The following is an 18836-nucleotide window of genomic DNA, read 5'->3' on the forward strand; positions in this document are numbered from 1 at the left end:
TCTGGTTAATAAATGAGCCGACTCGCTGGTAGCACAATTGTGCCCGGATCCAGCATGGCGTTGATGAGTGTGACGGATTCAAAGAATTTAATGTCGCTGAGCTCGATTTTTCGTTCGGAGACCAGACCTTTTTCAAGTAGAGATGCTCGTTTGGTACCGGCTAGTAAGGGCTCATCAGGAGTGTACCATTTGTCTCCATCCCAAAAGCAAACATTGGCGTAGCTACAGTCGGTAAGTAAGCCATTTTGAGCGATCAGTATGTCATCTGTAGCGCCTCTTTGGCTAAAAAGCGTATTGATAGCTGACCGGTCGGCATACTTATGACGGTAGTCGAGGCGGTTTGCTTCCACTACCGTTATCGATTGGATTGGTCTGACAGAGTAGGGCGCTATTTCGACTTTGTCAAGCTCTTCACCATAAATTACCCTCGCCTTATAAATAGTGGCTTTGTCAAGTTGGGAGGTGTTGAGTATTTCCTGAAGGTTGATTGGTGGCAGCTGCATACCAAAAACTTCCAGCCGACTTGCATCGAGCCGCCGCTGGTGCCATGGCAGGTTTTGGGGTTGCCCGTTAGCTATTTTGATAGACTCCAATAGTAGGCACATACACCTTGTCGATTAATTCCTGATATTCTTGCTGCACCTGGCTTTGCGCTGTGATGCCTCCACCGCTTCGGTAAAAAAGCTGATCACCGATCTTTTCTATGTACCGGATCAGTACGCAGCTGTTCAAGCTGACCCCATCAAAGTATCCTGCGACACCAGTATAGTAGCCTCTTTTTTCACCCTCAGCTTCCTTTATGATCTGGCAGGTCATTGGCTTCGGAGCACCGCAAATAGAGCCGGCAGGTAACAGTTCCGTTATAATTTCTCCCAGATTTGATTCATATCCACTTGGCAATCTGCCGGCAATTTTTGAACTGGTTTGAAGCAGGTGCTTGCCATTGGTGCGAATTTCTTCCGTATACCTGAATTTTTCCACCCGCACGTCGTGGCTCACCCTGCTCAAGTCGTTTCTCAGTAGATCCACTACTGTCACATGTTCGGCAAGCTCCTTTGGGTCGTTGAGCAGCCTGGTTGCCGCCCCAGGCAAATCGGCGTCTATGGTGCCCTTCATGGGGCAGGTTTCGATGATGTTTCCTGAAATTCTCACGAAAGTTTCTGGAGAAAAAACCACCCACTCGTCTTTGTAGAGGATTTTGTATTTGGCAGATGAGGCGTGATAGATGTCGGAAGGGCTAGCCGATGTAATGAGCTCAGTTTTGGCAGTAAGATTCACTAAAAATGAGTTGCCGACTTGTAAATGCTGGAAAACCTGATCAAATACCCTTTGATATGTTTCAAACGCCGGATATACTTTTTCGGCGTGAACAGGGGTAGCTTCTTTTTTCGGGTGATTGGAAAACCCTTCGAAGTTGAACAGGATATTTTCGTCAATGAGTGAGGCAATGTCCCAAACCTGTGGGTTGTGTAGCTCAAAGTCGACCACAAAAAAGAATGGAACCCTATCTTTCCCCTTCTTGTTGACCAATTCTATGAATGCGGATAGACTCAAATGACTGATTATTAAACTTCAAAGGTAAATATTTGGCGTTCACAATTGGAGCAAAAAAAAGCTTTTGTTATATTTGCCGTCCGATTTAGGAATCAGTTCCTTAAAAGACTTTCAAAATGAGAAAAGACATACATCCAGAATACAGAGAAGTGGTATTTCAGGACACTTCAAGCGACTATTCTTTCATTACTCGCTCGACAATGAACTCTGAGGAGACCATTAAGTGGGAAGATGGTAAAACATACCCGGTAGTGAAAGTGGAAGTGAGCTCAGCTTCACACCCTTTTTACACAGGTAAGAAACTGTTTGTGGATACTGCTGGCCGTGTTGAGAAATTCAACAAGCGCTATGTAAATAAGAAATAAGCAAAACACTTCTGAAAAGAAGTTTGTGCAAAAAGTCTTTAGGATGCTTAGTTCCTAAAGACTTTTTTATTTTTGCGCCATGAATATTATTCTCTTCGACGATCCTATTCTGCGCCTCCAGCTTTTACCCTTCACCTATACCCGCCCTTTGGCAGACATACGGATAGGTATATTAAAGGTGAATGAGAAGTGGCAGAAGCTTACCGGACACAAAGTGTCGTTTCTCACGGAGAATTATCTGTCTGCGAAATTTCCTTCCCACTTTGCATCTGACAATTTCTATATAAGCGGTGCCTTGTGCCCCACCGAATCGCTTGTAGAAGCTATTATTAACCTTGGTGAAAGCGAGGGGCTGATGGTTGGCGATTACCTCGCTGCTTTTCATTTGTCTGATCAAATACCATACAGTGAGCTTGCCAGCTTAACGCCGAAGAAAAAAGTGGTTTTTGAAGGCGAGGCTCATTTGATAGATCGTCCGTGGCGGATCTTTCAGTGGAATGGCCTTCAGATTCGCAGCGACTTCGACTTAATCACTACGGGCCGGATTTCTGAGGACATTACCGACCCATTTACCCGGGTTTACAATCCTGAAAATGTTTTCATCGAGCCGGGGGCTTCAATTAAAAGTGCGATCATCAACGCTGAAAATGGCCCCGTTTATATAGGAAAGAATGCCCAGGTAATGGAAGGAGCCATGATAAGAGGGCCCTTTGCCATGGGTGAGCAGTCGATTATTGGCATGGGAGCGGCTATCCGTGAAAACACCACCGTAGGGCCCTACTGCAAAGTAGCAGGCGAAGTTTCCAATGCGGTGTTTTTTGGCAACAGTAACAAAGGCCACGACGGCTACCTGGGCAACGCTGTTTTGGGCGAGTGGTGCAACCTCGGGGCTGATACCAATGCCTCCAACCTCAAAAATAATTATGCCAATGTGAAAGTCTGGAGCTTCGCAGATGAGGCCTTCGTTGATTCCGGGTTGCAATTTTGCGGCTTGCTAATGGGCGACCACTCCAAATGTGGCATTAACACCATGTTCAACACAGGGACGGTAGTTGGGGTAAGTGCCAATATTTTTGGCGGCGGCTTCCCCAAGTCTTTCGTTCCCTCGTTTGCCTGGGGTGGCTCGGAAGGCTTCACCACCTACCGAATTGAGCAGGCGCTTGATACCGCCAGCAGAGTACTGGAGAGAAGAAAGATGCCATTGGATGAAACAGAAAGAGCGATATTGCTGGAAGTATTCGAAAGGTCAGCTAAATTCAGGTCGTGGGAGGAAGAATAGATGCAATTTAGAGACATACCAGGGCTAATAGAGGAGAAATCGAGGCTGATTGCCTCGGTGCAAAAGAACCACATGGCGCATGCTCAGCTTTTTAACGGGCCGGAGGGCAGTGCCAACCTTTCTTTGGCCTTGGCCTTTATTACTTACATCAACTGCGACAAACCAGGTGACACCGATTCGTGTGGTGCATGCCCATCATGCAGCAAAATGGCTAAGCTGGTTCATCCCGACGTCACTTTTGCTTTTCCCATTGCAGACATCCCCAACAAAGACTTCAAGGAGGTGGTTTGTAAAAACTACCTCAAATGGTGGAGGCCTTTTCTGGTGGAACAGCCCTATGGCAATCTGCTGGACTGGACTCGCCATTTTGGAGCGGAGAGCAAGCAGGCTATTATTTACAGAGAAGAAAGCCGGCAAATTATCAGCGCCCTGTCGTTGAAAGCCTTTGAGGGCAGGTATAAAGCCATGCTCATTTGGCAACCCGAAAAAATGAATATTCAGGCGGCCAACGCCTTGTTGAAGATAGTAGAAGAGCCGCCTGAAAACACCTTTTTCTTCTTCATTTCCAACAACTATGAAGCCATCATTAACACCATTATCAGTCGAACGCAACTGGTAAGTGTCAGAGGCTTTACCGACGAGGAAGTGGCGGACTACCTTGTAAAAACGGCCGAGGTGGATGCAGCAAAAGCGCAGTCTGTGGCCCGGCTGGCTGCTGGCAACATGAACCTTGCATTGAGCCTGCTCAACGAGGTTGAAGACGAGTCAACAACGATTTTCAGAGAGTGGATGCGGATTTGCTGGTCATCCGATTTTGAGGGTATGGCCGGGCTTACTGATAAGTTTAACGGCATGTCGAAAATGGCTCAGAAAAGCCTGCTGGAATACGGCCTGACCGTTTACAGGGAGTCGCTCATTGTCAAGGCTGGTGAGGCCAGCTTACAGAGAACGATGCCTCACGAAGAAGAGTTTGTCAGCAAATTTGCCAAGTCGATATCTCTGCCCACCATTGAATTGGCTGCCAGGCTGCTAAACGATTCTATTTACCACCTTGAACGAAATGCGAATCCCCGGATTCTATTTATGGATTTATCACTCCAAATGGCCGGGCTTTTAAGAACCGGAGAGCTCCAATATCAATGAGAATGAAGAGCAGCTATACCATTGGGAGAAATGACATCATTGACTTGCCGGAGTTGGATCTTTTCAATATAAAAGCCAAAATAGATACCGGTGCTTTCACTTCTGCTTTGCACTGTTCCAGAATTAAGGTAATTGACAAAGAGGGTACGCCAACAGTCAGCTTTCAGATTTCGGGAGCTACAATTGGAAGGAAGGGCAGCACTAAATTTGAGACAAGTGATTTTACCCAGCGGAAGATCAAAAGCTCAACCGGACACATCGAAAACAGAGTGATCATCAAAACACGCCTGGTGTTGTTTGGCAAAAAGTTCAGAACAGAATTCTCGCTGACTGATCGTTCAGGCATGAAATTCCCAGTACTTTTGGGACGCAAGTTTTTGAAAAAAGGGTTTGTGGTGGATGTGCGGGAAGAAAATCTTTCTTATAAAATGAAGATCGCACAGTAGAGAAAAATTAAAGCTAGTTGTTGTGGAGAAAATAAAAATAGGAACCAGAGGAAGTTTGCTTGCTATGTGGCAGGCTGAGCACATTGCTGAGCTTTTGAACAAAGCAGGCCTTGCTACTGAGCTGGTAACCATCGAAACCAAGGGTGATAAAGTGCTCGACGTGTCTATAGCCAAAATTGGCAGCAAAGGGGTTTTTACTGAGGAATTGGAAGAACAGCTGGCCAGCGGAAGTGTGCACATCGCTGTTCACAGCGCCAAGGACATGCAGTCGACGCTGCCCAGGGGTTTTGAAATTATCGCCTTTACTGAGCGGGAAAGAGTCAACGATGTACTGGTAAGCCACAAAAAAGGCATTTCGCTCGAAGACAGAAAAACGCCGATTGTGGTCGGCACGTCTTCCACCCGGAGAGTCGCCGTGCTGAAGCACTATTTTCCACATATAAAAACGGTGGAGGTGAGGGGAAACCTTCAAACCCGCTTTCGCAAAATGGAAGAAGGCCATTGTGATGCACTGCTGCTGGCGTACGCTGGTGTGCACCGCATGGGACTTGCCGATAAAATTGCTCAGGTGCTTGATACAGATTTGTTTGTACCGGCTGTCGGTCAGGGCTCGGTGGCTGTGGAGGCCAGCTCCAGTCTGGATCCAGCTATCAAGAAAGCCATTAGAGATGCTGTTAACCACGACCGCACCGCAGCCAGGCTCATAGCCGAGCGGGCTTTTTTGGAAACGCTGGAAGGAGGCTGCAGCATTCCGGTATTTGGACTGGCTACTTTACATGAGGACAGGCTTAAGATCAAAGGGGGTATCATCAGCCTGAATGGAAAAACGATTGTGCAGGACGCTGTTACAGGAAAAGTTGCTGACGCACGGGCGCTCGGCAAAAAGTTGGCAGAAAGACTTCTTGACAAGGGAGGAGATGCTATATTGAAAGAGATTAAAATGCAACTTAAGAAATGAGCAGAGTGAAGCAGTTATTTTGGGGGCTGTCGTTGGCGGTGTTGATTACATCCTGCCGTGGAAACAAGGACTATCTTGTGACAATACACACGTCGTACGGCGACATGAAGGCGGTATTGTATGACGAGACCCCACAGCACAAGGCTAACTTTTTGAAGCTGGCTGAGAGTGGTAAATACGACAGCACAATTTTCCACCGGGTCATGGAGAATTTTATGATACAGGGAGGTGATATCAACCGCAAAAAGCCCCGGGATAAAAAAGAGCCGGAGTATACTGTCCCTGCCGAGTTTGTACCCAGATATTTTCATAAAAAAGGCGCATTGGCTGCGGCCAGGCAGCCCGACGAAGTTAACCCGGACAGGGCCTCAAGCGGCAACCAGTTTTACATTGTGCAGGGAACGGTTTATGAATCGGAGGAAGCCCTGAAAGTAGACCAGGAAAAGCTGGGAATGGCCATCAGAAAGCTGCTGGAAGATTCTACGCAGGTGGAGGTAAAGAACAGACTGACTGAGCTTTACATGGAGGGAAGGAAGACGGGAAATTTTGATGCCTATACAGCTGAGGTGCAGAGTCTGGTTCCGCTCGTTAAGGAAAAGATCACTACTGATATCTACACTGAGAAAACTTTCTCACCTGAAAGGGTAGAGGCTTACACAACGATAGGCGGGGCGCCCCACCTCGACGACGAGTATACCGTTTTTGGCCAGGTGGTGGAAGGACTAGATGTTGTCGATAAAATTGCCGCAGTCAAAACCGTGCAGACCGTACCTGCTGTTGAAGTATATATGACAGTAGAAGTGGAGGAAGTGTCCAAGAAGGAGCTGACCAAAAAATACGGCATTGAATACAAAGAATAAGCTATGTCTATACTGATCACCGGAGCTAACGGCCTGCTGGGTCAAAAGCTGGTTGTACTTCTTAGAGAAAAAGGCGAGGACTTTCTTGCCACCGGGAGAGGGGCCAGCAGGATTCCACTCGAAGGTATCCGGTACCAGTCAATGGATATTACCAACGCTGCGGAGACGTTCAAAGTCATAGCTACTGAAAAGCCGGAAGTGGTCATTCACACCGCCGCCATGACCAACGTGGATCAGTGCGAGACGGACAAGGAGGGCTGCTGGTTGCAAAATGTAGCGGCGGTAGAAAACATAGTAAAAGCCTGCGAGGCCAGCGGTGCATTTCTTTTGCATCTTTCTACGGACTTTATTTTTGATGGGGAGGATGGCCCGTATGACGAAGAGGCCAAAGCTAACCCGGTGAGCTACTATGGGGATAGCAAGTTGGCAGCTGAAAAGGCTGTGATGGCTGGCAGAATAGACTGGGCCATGGCCCGTACCGTGTTGGTGTACGGCATTGCTTTCGATATGAGCCGGAGCAACATTATTTTGTGGGTGAAGAAAAGCCTTGAGGAGGGCAAAACAATCAACGTGGTGAACGACCAGTGGAGAACCCCCACGCTGGCAGAAGACCTGGCCATGGGCTGCTACCTTATTGCGAGGAAGAAGGCTAAGGGCATTTTTAATATTTCTGGCAAAGACTTCATGAGCCCTTATCAAATGGCCATTGCCACGGCCGACTATTTTGGTCTTGACAAGTCCCTGATCAATGAAACGGATGGCTCAAAATTCAGCCAGCCAGCCAAGCGCCCGCCTAAAACTGGTTTTGTGCTGGACAAGGCAAAAGAGGTGCTGGGTTACAATCCTCACAGCTTTGAAGAGGGGATAGCCGTGTTGGCGGAGCAGCTCAAAAAATAGACGGCGATTTTTAAAGCCGCGGCAACCCCCCCTTTTTTCCTAGCATTTTATTGTGTATGTATTCTAGTGATCAAATGGCATGTCGCACTACCCCGCCAGCTTCTCATTTGGCAACGACTTCCCGATACAGATTTTGCAAAAAAAGTAGGCGGGAGCCTCGAAGCCATTCGAAACTTTCATGAAAATGGCTACTTATTTCAGTATCTTCTCGTAAAATTGGATATTGGCACTTATGAAAGCCATTCAAACAACTGCCCTGTTATGCGTGTTCCTGTACCTGTCAGCGTGTCAAAGTAAGCCAATGAAAGAACCTCACGTAAAGCTCTATCAGGAAAAATTCCGCCCTCAGTTCCACTTCTCGCCTGAAGCCCACTGGATGAACGATCCTAACGGGATGGTGTATTATGAGGGTGAATACCACTTGTTTTATCAGTATTACCCGGACAGCACCGTTTGGGGGCCTATGCACTGGGGGCACGCCGTGAGCCCTGATATGGTCAAGTGGGAACATTTGCCTATTGCCCTTTACCCGGACAGCCTCGGCTATATCTTTTCGGGCAGTGCAGTGGTTGACTGGGACAACACGGCTGGTTTTGGCACTGAGGACAACCCTGCCATGGTAGCCATTTTTACCTACCACGATGCAGCGATGGAAAAAGCGGGCAAAGAGGATTATCAATACCAGGCAATAGCTTTTAGTCTTGACAAAGGGCGTAGCTGGACTAAGTATGACGGAAATCCCGTGCTGCCCAACCAGGGAATTCGTGACTTTCGTGACCCCAAGGTGAGCTGGAATGCTGCGGCCGGGAAATGGATCATGACGCTGGCAGTTGCTGACCATATCAGCTTTTACAGCTCGCCCGACTTGAAGAACTGGGCTTTCGAAAGTGATTTCGGCAAAGAATTAGGAGCGCATGGGGGTGTTTGGGAATGCCCCGATCTTTTTCAACTGGAGGTAGAGGGTAGTAATGAAGAAAAATGGGTGCTGCTGGTGAGCATCAATCCCGGCGGGCCCAACGGCGGGTCGGCCACACAGTATTTTGTGGGAAGTTTTGATGGCAAACAGTTTGTGCCCGATGAGGAAATACCGACTACAAGGTGGGTAGACCAGGGCACCGACAATTACGCCGGCGTCACCTGGTCGGATGTGCCTGCTGAAGATGGGAGAAGGCTTTTCCTTGGGTGGATGAGTAACTGGCAATATGCACAAGTGGTGCCTACCGAAGCCTGGAGAAGTGCTATGACTTTGCCAAGAGAACTTAAGCTAAAGCAGGTCGGAAGCGAGGTTGTGTTGATCAACTTCCCGGCAAAGGAGGTTGGAAACATTGTTGGCAGTGGGAGGTCGTTCCAACCAGAAAATGGTCAGATCATTGAGCTTACTGATGCTCTTGTGGCGATTGACTTGGCGCTGGATGGCACCAGCTTCGATGGCCTTTCGATCAGCCTGGGCAACGATGCCGGTGAGGTGGTGCTGATTGATTTTTCAGATTCAGTGGTTTCAATCGACAGGTCAAAATCTGGTCTCGTAGGTTTTGAAAAGGGCTTTGCTGCTACTCACGTTGGGAAGCTCCTTAGCGGCACTCGCCCAGCCTCGATTCGGATATTTGTCGACACTGCGTCGCTGGAGATTTTTATCAATGAAGGTGAGCTGGTACTGACTGAGCTGGTTTTTCCAACACAACCTTACGATAAGCTTACGGTGGGCTGGCAGGGAGGTGCAGTAGTGAAAAATGTAACCCTCAACAAAGTGGAAGCTATTTGGTAGCACCCACTTTTCGCTTGGTTTGTTAGCCTGAGTGATTACTGGCAGAAAATTTTGTCATACTCTTCTCCCCGAAAGGCTTGCGATTTGATGGGATTGCCTTTGGCATCAGCGTAAACTACCACATAAAATTCGGCTTCCCGCACATGCTTTTCGGCGAAATAAAGCGGGAGAGTGTCGCTTCCAAGGTTAACAAGGTCGTTGTAGGTGGGGGCAAGCACCACGCCATTTTTGCTACTCAAAACCCCATATCCATCGTTAGTGTATATTTTCAGTATCTTTTCTTCATTGTCGTCTTTCACCACCTGAAAGTTGATGAAAGGCATATAATATGTTTTTTTCCCATCAAGGGACGTGATGCTCCACAAGCCTTCTTTCTGCGCCATCACCAGGGAGTCGTTCCAAACCTGCACCTTCTCATACTCAAAAGGAAGCACAGTCTTTCCTTCAAAGTTGGTTAGGCCGGTTGCACCTTTGAGGGTGGTAGTGAGCAATTGGTCGTTAAAATACCTCGCACGGGTTTCATATTTGGGAGCTGCCAGAGCGCCGGTGGCCAGGTGATAGCTGCCAAATTTGCCGTCGAGCAGTACGGTTACCAGCCCTTCTGCATCGGCCTGCCCAATTCCGTCGTATTTGATGGCAAGGGTTTGCTTGCCCGTGGTGTCTACAATGCCTTGCTTCCCTCGGTTTTCAACAACCAGGTAATTGGGAGAAAGATAACGAAGTGAGCCTTGTTTTAACTCAAACAGAAGCTTTCCCTGCATGCTGTAAACCTTTTTCAGTTTGCTATTTTCTATCACCAAAAACTGACTTTTGCTGTCATAATTGTCCTTTCGGTAGGGGTCGCCAAGCACATACACCTTGTCGCCTTTAGTGAAATCGACTCTGGTGCCGTTGTAAAAATGGGCAGTGCCTTTTAGGTCCTTGAAGGTGAGAGCAACGTCTTCATTGATAAGTTTTGCTGAGTCGAGTCGGAAAATAATGCCTCTTGCGCTTTGCTTGTTAACAAGCGCCCATGCGGTGTCGCTTTTCCATGCCAGCCATTGGGAATTGAATTCAACTTCAGGAAAAAGATTGTCAGAGTATTTTCGGGTGTCGTTATAGAAAATACGATAGCCAAAAGGCTGCTTCACGAGCCAGTTGTCACCCATAGGATAGATATTTTGAACACCCATGGGAATAACGACTTCCTGGTTTTTGTCGATGATGCATTCTGAATCACCATTGTAGCCAATCATGTCACCATTAGGCAACTTTTCCAATTCCTCATAAACGAAAGAGAGCTTCAGCTCTTCCTGATTGGCAATGGCAGCAATTTTTTTGATGTTGGTGAAGGCCAACAGGTCATCTTTTATAAAAATCCAAAATTGGCCTTCCACAGTGATGTCATCATACTGAGGGGCGATAAGTATCCGGCCATTGTAGGAAGCCAGGCCCGCCTTTTCGCCTTTTGAGATCAAAAGCAGCCTGCTGTCCAGCAGCGAAATATCGTCATATTGCCGGGGAAGAATCTGGTAGCCAGATTTATGCCAGACTCCCATTTTTCCTTCCGAGCCTGCCTTGATCAACCCACCACCGATACTCTCAACAACGTCAAACTCTCCTTCAGTAATGATGCCGCCTTGACGATTAATAACTTTGTCATCCACCAGCAAAAACTCACTTACAATGTCACCACATAGGTAGTCGGTACTTATCGATGAAAAGGTAGGCCCAAACAGCACAGCACCATTTGGCTTCAAAAACCCATACTTTTCGTTTTCGTAGAAGGGCACCAGATAGATGTTTTCAAGCTTGCGCAGGTTGTCGAGGGAGTCCTGAATGGCTCTGGTGGGTGTATAACGTGAGTAGTATTGAAAGTTATAGGCCGCCTGATCAATAGCGAAGATGAAGTCGAAGGCCCTTTTTTTCATGTGCGAGTTGGGGTACTCTGCCATGAACCTGAGGTACGATTCGGGTTCGTTGGCCGCAGTCATGATTTCGAATATTTGCTCTTCAGCCTCCTTTCTAAATGGCGTAGCTGGAAAATTTCGAAGGAAATCTTTGAAGCTGCTTAGCTTTCTGTCTTTCGTGAGGTCGTTGAAAATAAGCACTTTATACCGTTCTTGTGCTTCAGGTACCTGTTCAGCCTCGGGGTAGGCTTCGTAAAACCGCTGGTAAGCCTGCCAGGTGTTAACTTCAGAAGCATCGCTAAAGGCGACACTATCTCTTTTTGTTCTGGCAAGGGGCACCTTGTCGGCATCGGCGAACTGCCTCATGAAGCTTTCGTAAGCGACCACATCACCTTGTGCAACAGCTCTCAGAAACGCCAGGCTGTCTACCCGCTCCTTTTGTACTTCAAAAAGAGACGGGTAAAATCCATTCTTGACACTTTTTCCCTGCTCTTTTTCAGTAAGCAATGGCCAGTCGACCCTTGCTGCAAGTATATATTTTTGAGCACTGTCGATACTGTAATCGGGAAGTGAGTCAATCGTGTAGATAAGTGAGTAGAGATAATTGCCCCCGGGGTTAACGATGTCGTCCTGTAGCGATTCTATAACTATTTCTCTGGCTTTGTCTACATCGCCCTTGGCTAGCGCCTTGGCAGCTTTTTTGTTCTTATCGGCATGCAACGAAAAACTTATCAGCACTGTCAGTACTAGCAAGAAGGGTTTGTGCATTTTCATAAATAGTCGATACCGATTTATTTTAGCTGATCTCAATTACTATAGACTGCGAAATTACTAATTTTATTGTGGCTAAGCAGACAACACCACTTCTCTTTGTACTGAATGATTAGCAAATTTCAGTATTAGTAAGTATTTAGAAAAAACCTGATGGCTATGGTGTAATTTATGAAGCTTCCCCGCCCACCCCGAAAACAGACACGGCTTTCAAGTTATCTGCTGAAGATTACTCTCATTACTTCTTTATCGGCAGTTGCTCTTTACTTTTTATCTATTGGCACCCTCAGGGAGATGGCTGTGAAGCTTGCCGGAACAATCATTGTGCAGGTAGTGGAGGAGGAGAGCAATGGTTTTTACGGCGTTAGCTTCGACAAAATTGAGATTGACCTTTTCAGGCGGCAGATTAACTTCAGCAATTTTCGGCTGAGCGTAGACTCGGTATCGCAAGGCCGGTTCCATTCGGGAGAGGATACCAGGGAGAATATGTATATCACGCATATCCCGCTGCTGACGTTGAGAATTAAAAGCCTTTATGACCTTTATCTGAATCGAAATCTTCAGGTGGCAGCAATAGATATTCTCCAGCCAGACATCAAGTGGTACAAAAACCCGAAGGAGGAGAAGGCCGTTACTTTGTCGTTGGAAGCCGGAGATTTTTATCAGCTGGTAACTGACTACCTCAACCACTTTGAGATCACCGACTTCAAAATCACTGAAGGCTATTTCACGTATATTAAAAATCTGAATGATGTTCAACAGACCTACCTGGTAGGCCCGGTCAATGCCTCAGTTGATAACTTCGAGATAGGGCAGTCGGTGAAGAAGGAAGACAGGTTTTTGAACACCGAAAAACTTTTGTTGCAAATAAGCAAGCAAAGCGTGAAGTTGGCAGACAGCATTCACGTAGTAGAGTTCGACGACCTCTCCCTTTCAACCGAGACTTCCGACATTGTATTCACCAACCTGAAGCTTAAACCAAGAGTAGAAAAGCTGCCAGTGCCCGACAGTGTAAATAGCTACGAGGTTTTCATTCCTAAGTTCAGGCTGACAAACGTCGATTTTATTCAGGCCTACAACGATAACATCCTTCAAATAGGAGAAATATTTTTTGAAGAGCCTGCCATCAATATTAATGAGGTAACCAGGGTTACCAGAAAGCGGGGAGAAAATCAGGAGAGCACTTCCATTGTCGAGCTTCTCACCTCTCTTTTCGATGTGATTGAAGTTCAAAACTTTGACCTTGACAGGGCCTTGTTGGACCTCAAGTTCTATGGAGGAAAGAACCAGGATCGGTTTACGGTGCAAAATGCCAGTGTGGGCCTCAGAAAGTTTCGAATAGACACCAGTACCGTTATTTTCAGTCGGGACAACAAGATTTTTGAGCATATTGATTTTACGGTTGACGAGTACGCTTACTTTCTGCCAGACAGCATTCACCGATTGTTTATTAAGAAATTCCGGTTTTCGACGCTCGATTCCATTATCCGTGGCGACAGCCTGGTGATTGCACCAATACAGGGTTTGAGCCAGAGGTGGTTTGCCGAGAAGGCTGACATGCAAAAGCGATTTTATGTACCTGCTTTTGAGCTTAGTCAGGTGGAGCTATGGAACGGTTGGGAAAACAAGGAACTTGTGGTTGGGAAACTCGAGATAAGTAGCTCCGAGTTTTTTCTGAAAAGGCTCAATGACCCAAAGAAAAAGATTGGGTTTCGAGAAATAGCCAACTTTTACCCCTATATCAGCCATATATTCTCAAGCCTGTCGGTGGCCAAACTTCAGGTAGACAAAAGTGAGGTGTACTTTTACGATAGAGAAAAACAGCGGTTCAGTTCGCCGGAAATCGAGGTGTTTGCAAGCTCCTTCCGGGTCGATAGCCTTACTCAGCTCGACTCTACAAAATTTTTTCACGCCGATGACCTGGTTGTGAAAGTGGGGCAATCCCGGCTGCTTTTTCCTGACGACTCCCACATTCTGGAGATTGGAGATTTCAGTTTTAATCCGATCAAGGGTAATTACATCGTTGAGAACGTGGTGGTAACACCCTATACGCCATCAGGCTGGTCGGCTGAGGGTAAAATCAGACAGATGAAAATGACCGGCTTTTACCTGAAAGAGTTTCTGGTAGAGGGTGAATGGCTGGCCGACAGTGTAATGCTGATAAACCCCGATATCAGGATTAACTCATACCAGAGGCGGAAAGGCCTGAAAAAGGCGTCGCTGGGCAAAGTGGAGGTAAAGAACCTGGACATCTATCGGGGCAATCTTTTTGTGAACCTAAGAGACACCTCTTCGCTGCAACTTTCCGACTACTCAATTGGAATGACTGGCGTTGGCTACCAAATAGGACGCACTACTAATTGGCATATAGACGATGCAAGTACAACTATTGCCGGGCTCAAAATTGCTTTGCCGGGCAAGGTGAATATGGATGTGAAAGATATCAAAGCGTCGCTTAGTGACTCCACTTTTACCACCCTCGATTTTAGCTATACATTGCCACCGGGAAAGGGGCTTGCCAGGCTTGTTACACCCAGTATTGACATCAGCGGAATAGATGTACTGGCGGTTATAAAGGGAGATCATATTAAGTGGAATGAGGCAACTTTCGGGGGAGCAAGCATCGAATGGGCGATCGCAGGAGGATCGCCTGAGGAAAAAGGAATTGAAGCCGCAATTAATAACGTAAAAACCCGGATACTTGGCGGCTACGACTATGTGAAAGGAAATGAGATACACTTTCCCCTGCGTTTGCTCACAACCCGACAGGACACCATTTCAAAAAGGATTAGCAATATCACTTTTGACCTGGGTGACATTTATTTTGACAAACAATCTACTGTTGCCAATTCGCCCATAGGTTTTGCCCGGGATATATCTATGGAGACAAACCAACAGGATTTTTCCTGGCTGGATGGGTTCGATACCTTTGCTTTGAACAGGTTGTTGTTGAGCACAGCCGACAGGAAGATTTCTCTATTGGACTTTCGTGTGGCAACAGACAGGGAAGGTAAGTTTATTGCTATGGCTTTTGCTCCGCAACTCGATATTTCGGGGTTGGATTTAAAGGAGCTGCTGCTGCGTGGAAATTTTTCGGCAGACTCGATACAGGCCAGGTTGGATTTTTTGGCCATAGATGATAGAAACACAGGAGCCCCGAAAGGCGGCAAAAGTAAGCCAGCAAACGGAAACGCCGCACTAGGTAATTTGGCAGTGGGGTATATTAACATCGACGGCGACAAGCTAAGCTATCAGAATGACGCAAAGAACCGTTCGTGGGAGATTCCTTCATTCGAGATACAGCTCAGGGGCTTCCTGATGAATGAAAATCAGAAGATGAAAGAGGATCGTTTGCTGTTTAGCGAAGCTTATAAGGTGTCGCTGGACAATATCGCTTTTCGTTTGCCCGATAGCCTCTATAGAGTTCAAATTGACAGACTTTCTATTAACTCTCAAGCACCACAGGTGGTGATTGAAGGACCCACCGTGCTGCCGTTTTATGGTATGTACGAGCATGCCCACGTGGTAGGGCATCAAACTCCCTGGGTGCAAGCGAAGGGGCGACAGATAGCTTTGTATGATCCTAACCTTTTCGGCTTGCTTCAGGGGGATGAAATTGTTGCTCGCAAGGTGGAACTAAGCAATTTTTACGTTCGGATGTTTAAGGACAAACGGCTGCCGTTTCCGGCTGACCAGATAAGAAGCTTGCCGCAGCTCCAGCTTTTGGAAATGAAAATGCCACTGCAAATTGACTCACTGTTGCTCACAAATAGCGCCTTGCTCTATCTGGAATTTGCCGAGGATGGCACCGAGCCGGGCGAGCTGATGATTTCGGAACTCAGCGCACGGGGAACCAATATTACCAATAAGCCTGAGGCCATTGCCCGCAATGCCTATGCTAATTTGCATGCGCAGGCACTTATGATGGAAGCCGGGCAGCTCAAAGCCGATTTTGTATTTGACTTGACGAGTAAGGCAGGCACTCACTATGTGACAGGAAGCGTCGGCCCAACGGATCTTCAAAAGGTAAATTCATTTCTTGTGCCGATCACCTTTGTGCAGGTAAGGGACGGTAAACTCAATGAGGCCTATTTTAACTTTGAGGCCGACACTTCGGTGGCTGTTGGAAACATGGATTTTCTTTACAACGATTTAAAGATAAACGTGCTAAACAGAAAAGAGGAAAAACAGGGAACCGGGAAGGCCTTTGAAAGTTTTTTTGCCAACGCATTTATCGTTTCCTCCAACAACCCTACTCTTTTCTCTACCCGCCAGGGTGGGATCTTTTTCGAAAGAGATACTTCAAGAAGTATTATTAATTATTGGTCAAAGGCGTTTTTAAGTGGCGTTATCAGCAGTATCGGCGCCCGAAGCAATAAGGATAAAATCAAACATTGGCAGGAGGAGGTGTACGAGAAGAATGCCACCCAGCAAAGTGGAACAAATGAAGAAAAGTGATTTGATCTTTGTTTACGGCACACTCATGTCGGGTTTCGAAGGGCCTTATGCAGTTTTTCTCAGGAAAAACGCTGACCTGCTGGGAGAGGCCAGCTGTAGTGGGTACCTTTACCGTGTTTCCTGGTACCCGGGCCTGGTGTTGTCGCCTGAAGCACTCGCCTTTGGTGAATTGTATAAGATCAAGGAATCGTCGGGGATAACTTTTTGGGCTACCCTTGATGAATATGAGGGGGTTGACCCAGCGCTATTAGTAGGCGATGAATATATCAGAAGGCAGGTAGACGTGCGAATGGATGGCAAAGCGTTTACTGCCTGGACTTATTTATTCACTGACCCGAAAAAAGGAAAGCCAATTGCCGGAGGCAGATTTTATCCAGATACAAGTGAACTATGACGGATTTTCTCAATAAAATTCCTTTGCCATTACTCATCATTGTAAGTGGGATTGTTGGTGGGCTGATCCTGAGGTTTATTATCGTTCTAAGCATAAAACTAGGGCTGAGAGGAAGTGATCAAACTGACTTCATCAAATCACTCAGAAAGGTAAAAACTGCCAGCCTCACTTTGGTGCCTATATTAGTAATCTTCCTGACTTTCACTTTCTACGATCCTGAAGACACCTTCCACAACTGGCGGCTGCTGTTTCAGATATTGCTTATTATATCGGGTACCTGGTTTCTTATCAGGTTAACCAAGGTTTTTCAGGACATTATTCTCAGCCAATATGACCTAGCGAAGGATGATAATATCCAGGAAAGAAAGGTCATTACCCAGCTCACGTTTATGAAAAAGCTGGTCATTGTGGGGCTGTGCATCATCGCTTTATCTGCCATTTTGCTAAGTTTTGAGGAGGGTAGGAAATTTGGTGCCGGACTTATTACATCTGCCGGCATTCTCTCTATCATTGTAGGTTTAGCTGCTCAAAAGACTATTTCAAACCTGCTTGCGGGGCTGCAAATTGCTTTTACCCAACCCATCAAAATAGACGATGTGGTGATAGTGGAAAAGGAGTGGGGCAGGATTGAGGAAATTAACCTCACTTATGTGGTAGTGAAGATATGGGACTTGCGAAGGCTGGTGGTGCCTATCACTTATTTTGTGGAGCAACCTTTCCAAAACTGGACAAGAACCGAGGCCAGCCTGATTGGTACGGTGTTTATTTATACCGATTTCCGACTTCCTCTTGATCCGCTACGTAAGCAGCTGGTAAAATACCTGAAAACGGATCCTCTCTGGGACAAAGAGACACAGGTTGTTCAGGTTACGGACACCACAGAGTCCACGATGTTGGTGCGAGCCCTGGTTTCTGCCCGCAACTCGTCAGATGCCTTTGACCTGCGGTGCAATGTGCGGGAAATGCTTATCACCTTTATTAAAGACAACTACCCACATTATCTGCCAACCACACGGGTTTTGATGGAGCCTGCGGATAAAAAGGAATAAAGCTTTTGAAATAGGGGAATAGGTGATAATTTGATAGTTGATTATTACACCCGCTCTCATGATTTCAAAAAAGGTACTGATTTTTTTGTGTCTATTGGCAGCCACCGTTGCGTGTCAACCACCCAATACAGCAGAAAAGCTGGGTTATCCGGCTGACACCAAACTCTTGATCATTCATGCCGACGACCTGGGAGTGGCACATTCAGAAAATGCCGCCTCTATTGAGGCTTTTGAAAAAAGCGGCATCAGCTCGGCCAGCATCATGGTGCCGTGCCCCTGGTTCCCTGAGATAGCGAGATACGGAAGAGAACACCCCGACAAAGACCTTGGCCTTCATCTTACACTGACAGCCGAATGGGAAAACTACAAATGGGATGGTGTTTCCATGCCATCACAAATTCCGAGTCTTATCGGAGCCGATGGGTTCTTCTATCCTACTTCAGAGGAAGTGGCGCAGAAAGCCAAACCAGAAGAGGTGGAAAAGGAAATAAGGGCACAGGTGCAAATGGCTATCAACGCTGGCTTAAAGCCTTCGCACCTCGATTCTCATATGGGGAGCCTGTTTCAAACTCCTGATCTTTTCAAAATATACCAGAAGGTGGGGAAAGAGTTTGGCATACCTGTGATGATCCCCGCCGGATTGTTAGAGGCAGCGCCACCACTTTTTGAGGCGATAGATGAGGTTTTTGTGCCAGTTAACCGTCTATATATGATGGGGGAGGGTGTGGCCGCCGACCAGTGGGGCAGCACCTACACTGGCTGGATGAAGGAGCTGCAACCCGGACTTAATGTGTTGCTGGTGCATCTGGCTTATGACGACGACGAGATGCAGGCAGTGACAGTCAATCATCCCGACTTTGGAGCGGCATGGCGGCAAAGAGACCTCAATTATGTGCTGAGCGATGAATTCAAGGAAGTGCTCAAGAGTGAGGGCATTCAGCCGGTGACCTGGCGACAGATACAGGAAATAACTTTTAACCAGAAATAGCCTACTTAAAATATATTTAC

15 protein-coding genes are annotated in these 18836 nt (G+C 46.9%); 12 read left to right on the forward strand and 3 right to left on the reverse strand.

The window, feature by feature from the left end; all coding sequences use genetic code 11:
* Positions 1 to 5: 5 nt before the first annotated feature.
* Positions 6 to 605, reverse strand: coding sequence for an aminotransferase class IV (locus tag AAC052_RS05215; RefSeq protein ID WP_317488603.1), 600 nt, complete (start codon positions 603 to 605; stop codon positions 6 to 8).
* Positions 571 to 1554, reverse strand: a complete 984-nt coding sequence (locus AAC052_RS05220) for an aminodeoxychorismate synthase component I (protein ID WP_339811490.1) — start codon at positions 1552 to 1554, stop codon at positions 571 to 573. Before AAC052_RS05220 ends, AAC052_RS05215 begins: the two co-directional genes overlap by 35 nt.
* A gap of 116 nt (positions 1555 to 1670) precedes the next feature.
* On the opposite strand from AAC052_RS05220, the gene AAC052_RS05225 reads away from it, so the two are divergent.
* The 8 genes from AAC052_RS05225 (at position 1671) to AAC052_RS05260 (ending at position 9267) form a co-directional block, all read left to right on the forward strand.
* Positions 1671 to 1919, forward strand: a complete 249-nt coding sequence (locus tag AAC052_RS05225; RefSeq protein ID WP_152000786.1) for a type B 50S ribosomal protein L31 — start codon at positions 1671 to 1673, stop codon at positions 1917 to 1919.
* A 79-nt stretch (positions 1920 to 1998) separates the two neighbouring features.
* Complete coding sequence (locus tag AAC052_RS05230; RefSeq protein ID WP_339811491.1) at positions 1999 to 3198, forward strand: GlmU family protein; 1200 nt, start codon at positions 1999 to 2001, stop codon at positions 3196 to 3198.
* Positions 3199 to 4341 (forward strand): DNA polymerase III subunit delta, encoded by a 1143-nt coding sequence (locus AAC052_RS05235; RefSeq protein ID WP_317488600.1) that lies wholly within the window; start codon positions 3199 to 3201, stop codon positions 4339 to 4341.
* A 2-nt stretch (positions 4342 to 4343) separates the two neighbouring features.
* Positions 4344 to 4787, forward strand: coding sequence for a RimK/LysX family protein (locus AAC052_RS05240; protein WP_339789584.1), 444 nt, complete (start codon positions 4344 to 4346; stop codon positions 4785 to 4787).
* 22 nt (positions 4788 to 4809) lie between these two features.
* Positions 4810 to 5745: a hydroxymethylbilane synthase gene (gene hemC, locus AAC052_RS05245; RefSeq protein ID WP_339811493.1), complete on the forward strand. Its 936-nt coding sequence runs from the start codon at positions 4810 to 4812 to the stop codon at positions 5743 to 5745.
* Positions 5742 to 6605 (forward strand): peptidylprolyl isomerase, encoded by an 864-nt coding sequence (locus AAC052_RS05250; RefSeq protein ID WP_339811494.1) that lies wholly within the window; start codon positions 5742 to 5744, stop codon positions 6603 to 6605. The genes hemC and AAC052_RS05250 overlap by 4 nt, the downstream gene beginning before the upstream one ends.
* A gap of 3 nt (positions 6606 to 6608) precedes the next feature.
* On the forward strand, positions 6609 to 7502 hold the full coding sequence (locus tag AAC052_RS05255; RefSeq protein ID WP_339811497.1) for an SDR family oxidoreductase: 894 nt from the start codon (positions 6609 to 6611) through the stop codon (positions 7500 to 7502).
* 301 nt (positions 7503 to 7803) lie between these two features.
* Positions 7804 to 9267, forward strand: a complete 1464-nt coding sequence (locus tag AAC052_RS05260; RefSeq protein WP_339811498.1) for a glycoside hydrolase family 32 protein — start codon at positions 7804 to 7806, stop codon at positions 9265 to 9267.
* A gap of 35 nt (positions 9268 to 9302) precedes the next feature.
* Here AAC052_RS05260 and AAC052_RS05265 read toward each other — a convergent pair whose 3' ends face one another.
* Positions 9303 to 11930: a WG repeat-containing protein gene (locus AAC052_RS05265; protein WP_339811500.1), complete on the reverse strand. Its 2628-nt coding sequence runs from the start codon at positions 11928 to 11930 to the stop codon at positions 9303 to 9305.
* 168 nt (positions 11931 to 12098) lie between these two features.
* Here AAC052_RS05265 and AAC052_RS05270 point away from each other — a divergent pair, with 168 nt between their 5' ends.
* The 4 genes from AAC052_RS05270 to AAC052_RS05285 are packed head-to-tail and all read left to right on the forward strand — an operon-like array spanning position 12099 to position 18816.
* On the forward strand, positions 12099 to 16385 hold the full coding sequence (locus AAC052_RS05270; RefSeq protein WP_339811502.1) for a hypothetical protein: 4287 nt from the start codon (positions 12099 to 12101) through the stop codon (positions 16383 to 16385).
* A complete protein-coding gene (locus AAC052_RS05275) occupies positions 16372 to 16779 on the forward strand; it encodes a gamma-glutamylcyclotransferase family protein (RefSeq protein WP_339811503.1) in 408 nt (135 codons plus the stop codon). Before AAC052_RS05270 ends, AAC052_RS05275 begins: the two co-directional genes overlap by 14 nt.
* Positions 16776 to 17828 carry a mechanosensitive ion channel domain-containing protein gene (locus AAC052_RS05280; RefSeq protein WP_339811505.1) on the forward strand — a complete coding sequence of 351 codons (1053 nt, stop codon included), beginning with the start codon at positions 16776 to 16778 and terminating at the stop codon, positions 17826 to 17828. The genes AAC052_RS05275 and AAC052_RS05280 overlap by 4 nt, the downstream gene beginning before the upstream one ends.
* Positions 17829 to 17886: 58 nt before the next feature.
* On the forward strand, positions 17887 to 18816 hold the full coding sequence (locus tag AAC052_RS05285; protein ID WP_339811507.1) for a polysaccharide deacetylase family protein: 930 nt from the start codon (positions 17887 to 17889) through the stop codon (positions 18814 to 18816).
* Positions 18817 to 18836 lie beyond the last annotated feature (20 nt).

Origin of the sequence: uncultured Imperialibacter sp., assembly GCF_963974565.1 — a bacterium.
Classification (GTDB): domain Bacteria; phylum Bacteroidota; class Bacteroidia; order Cytophagales; family Cyclobacteriaceae; genus Imperialibacter; species Imperialibacter roseus.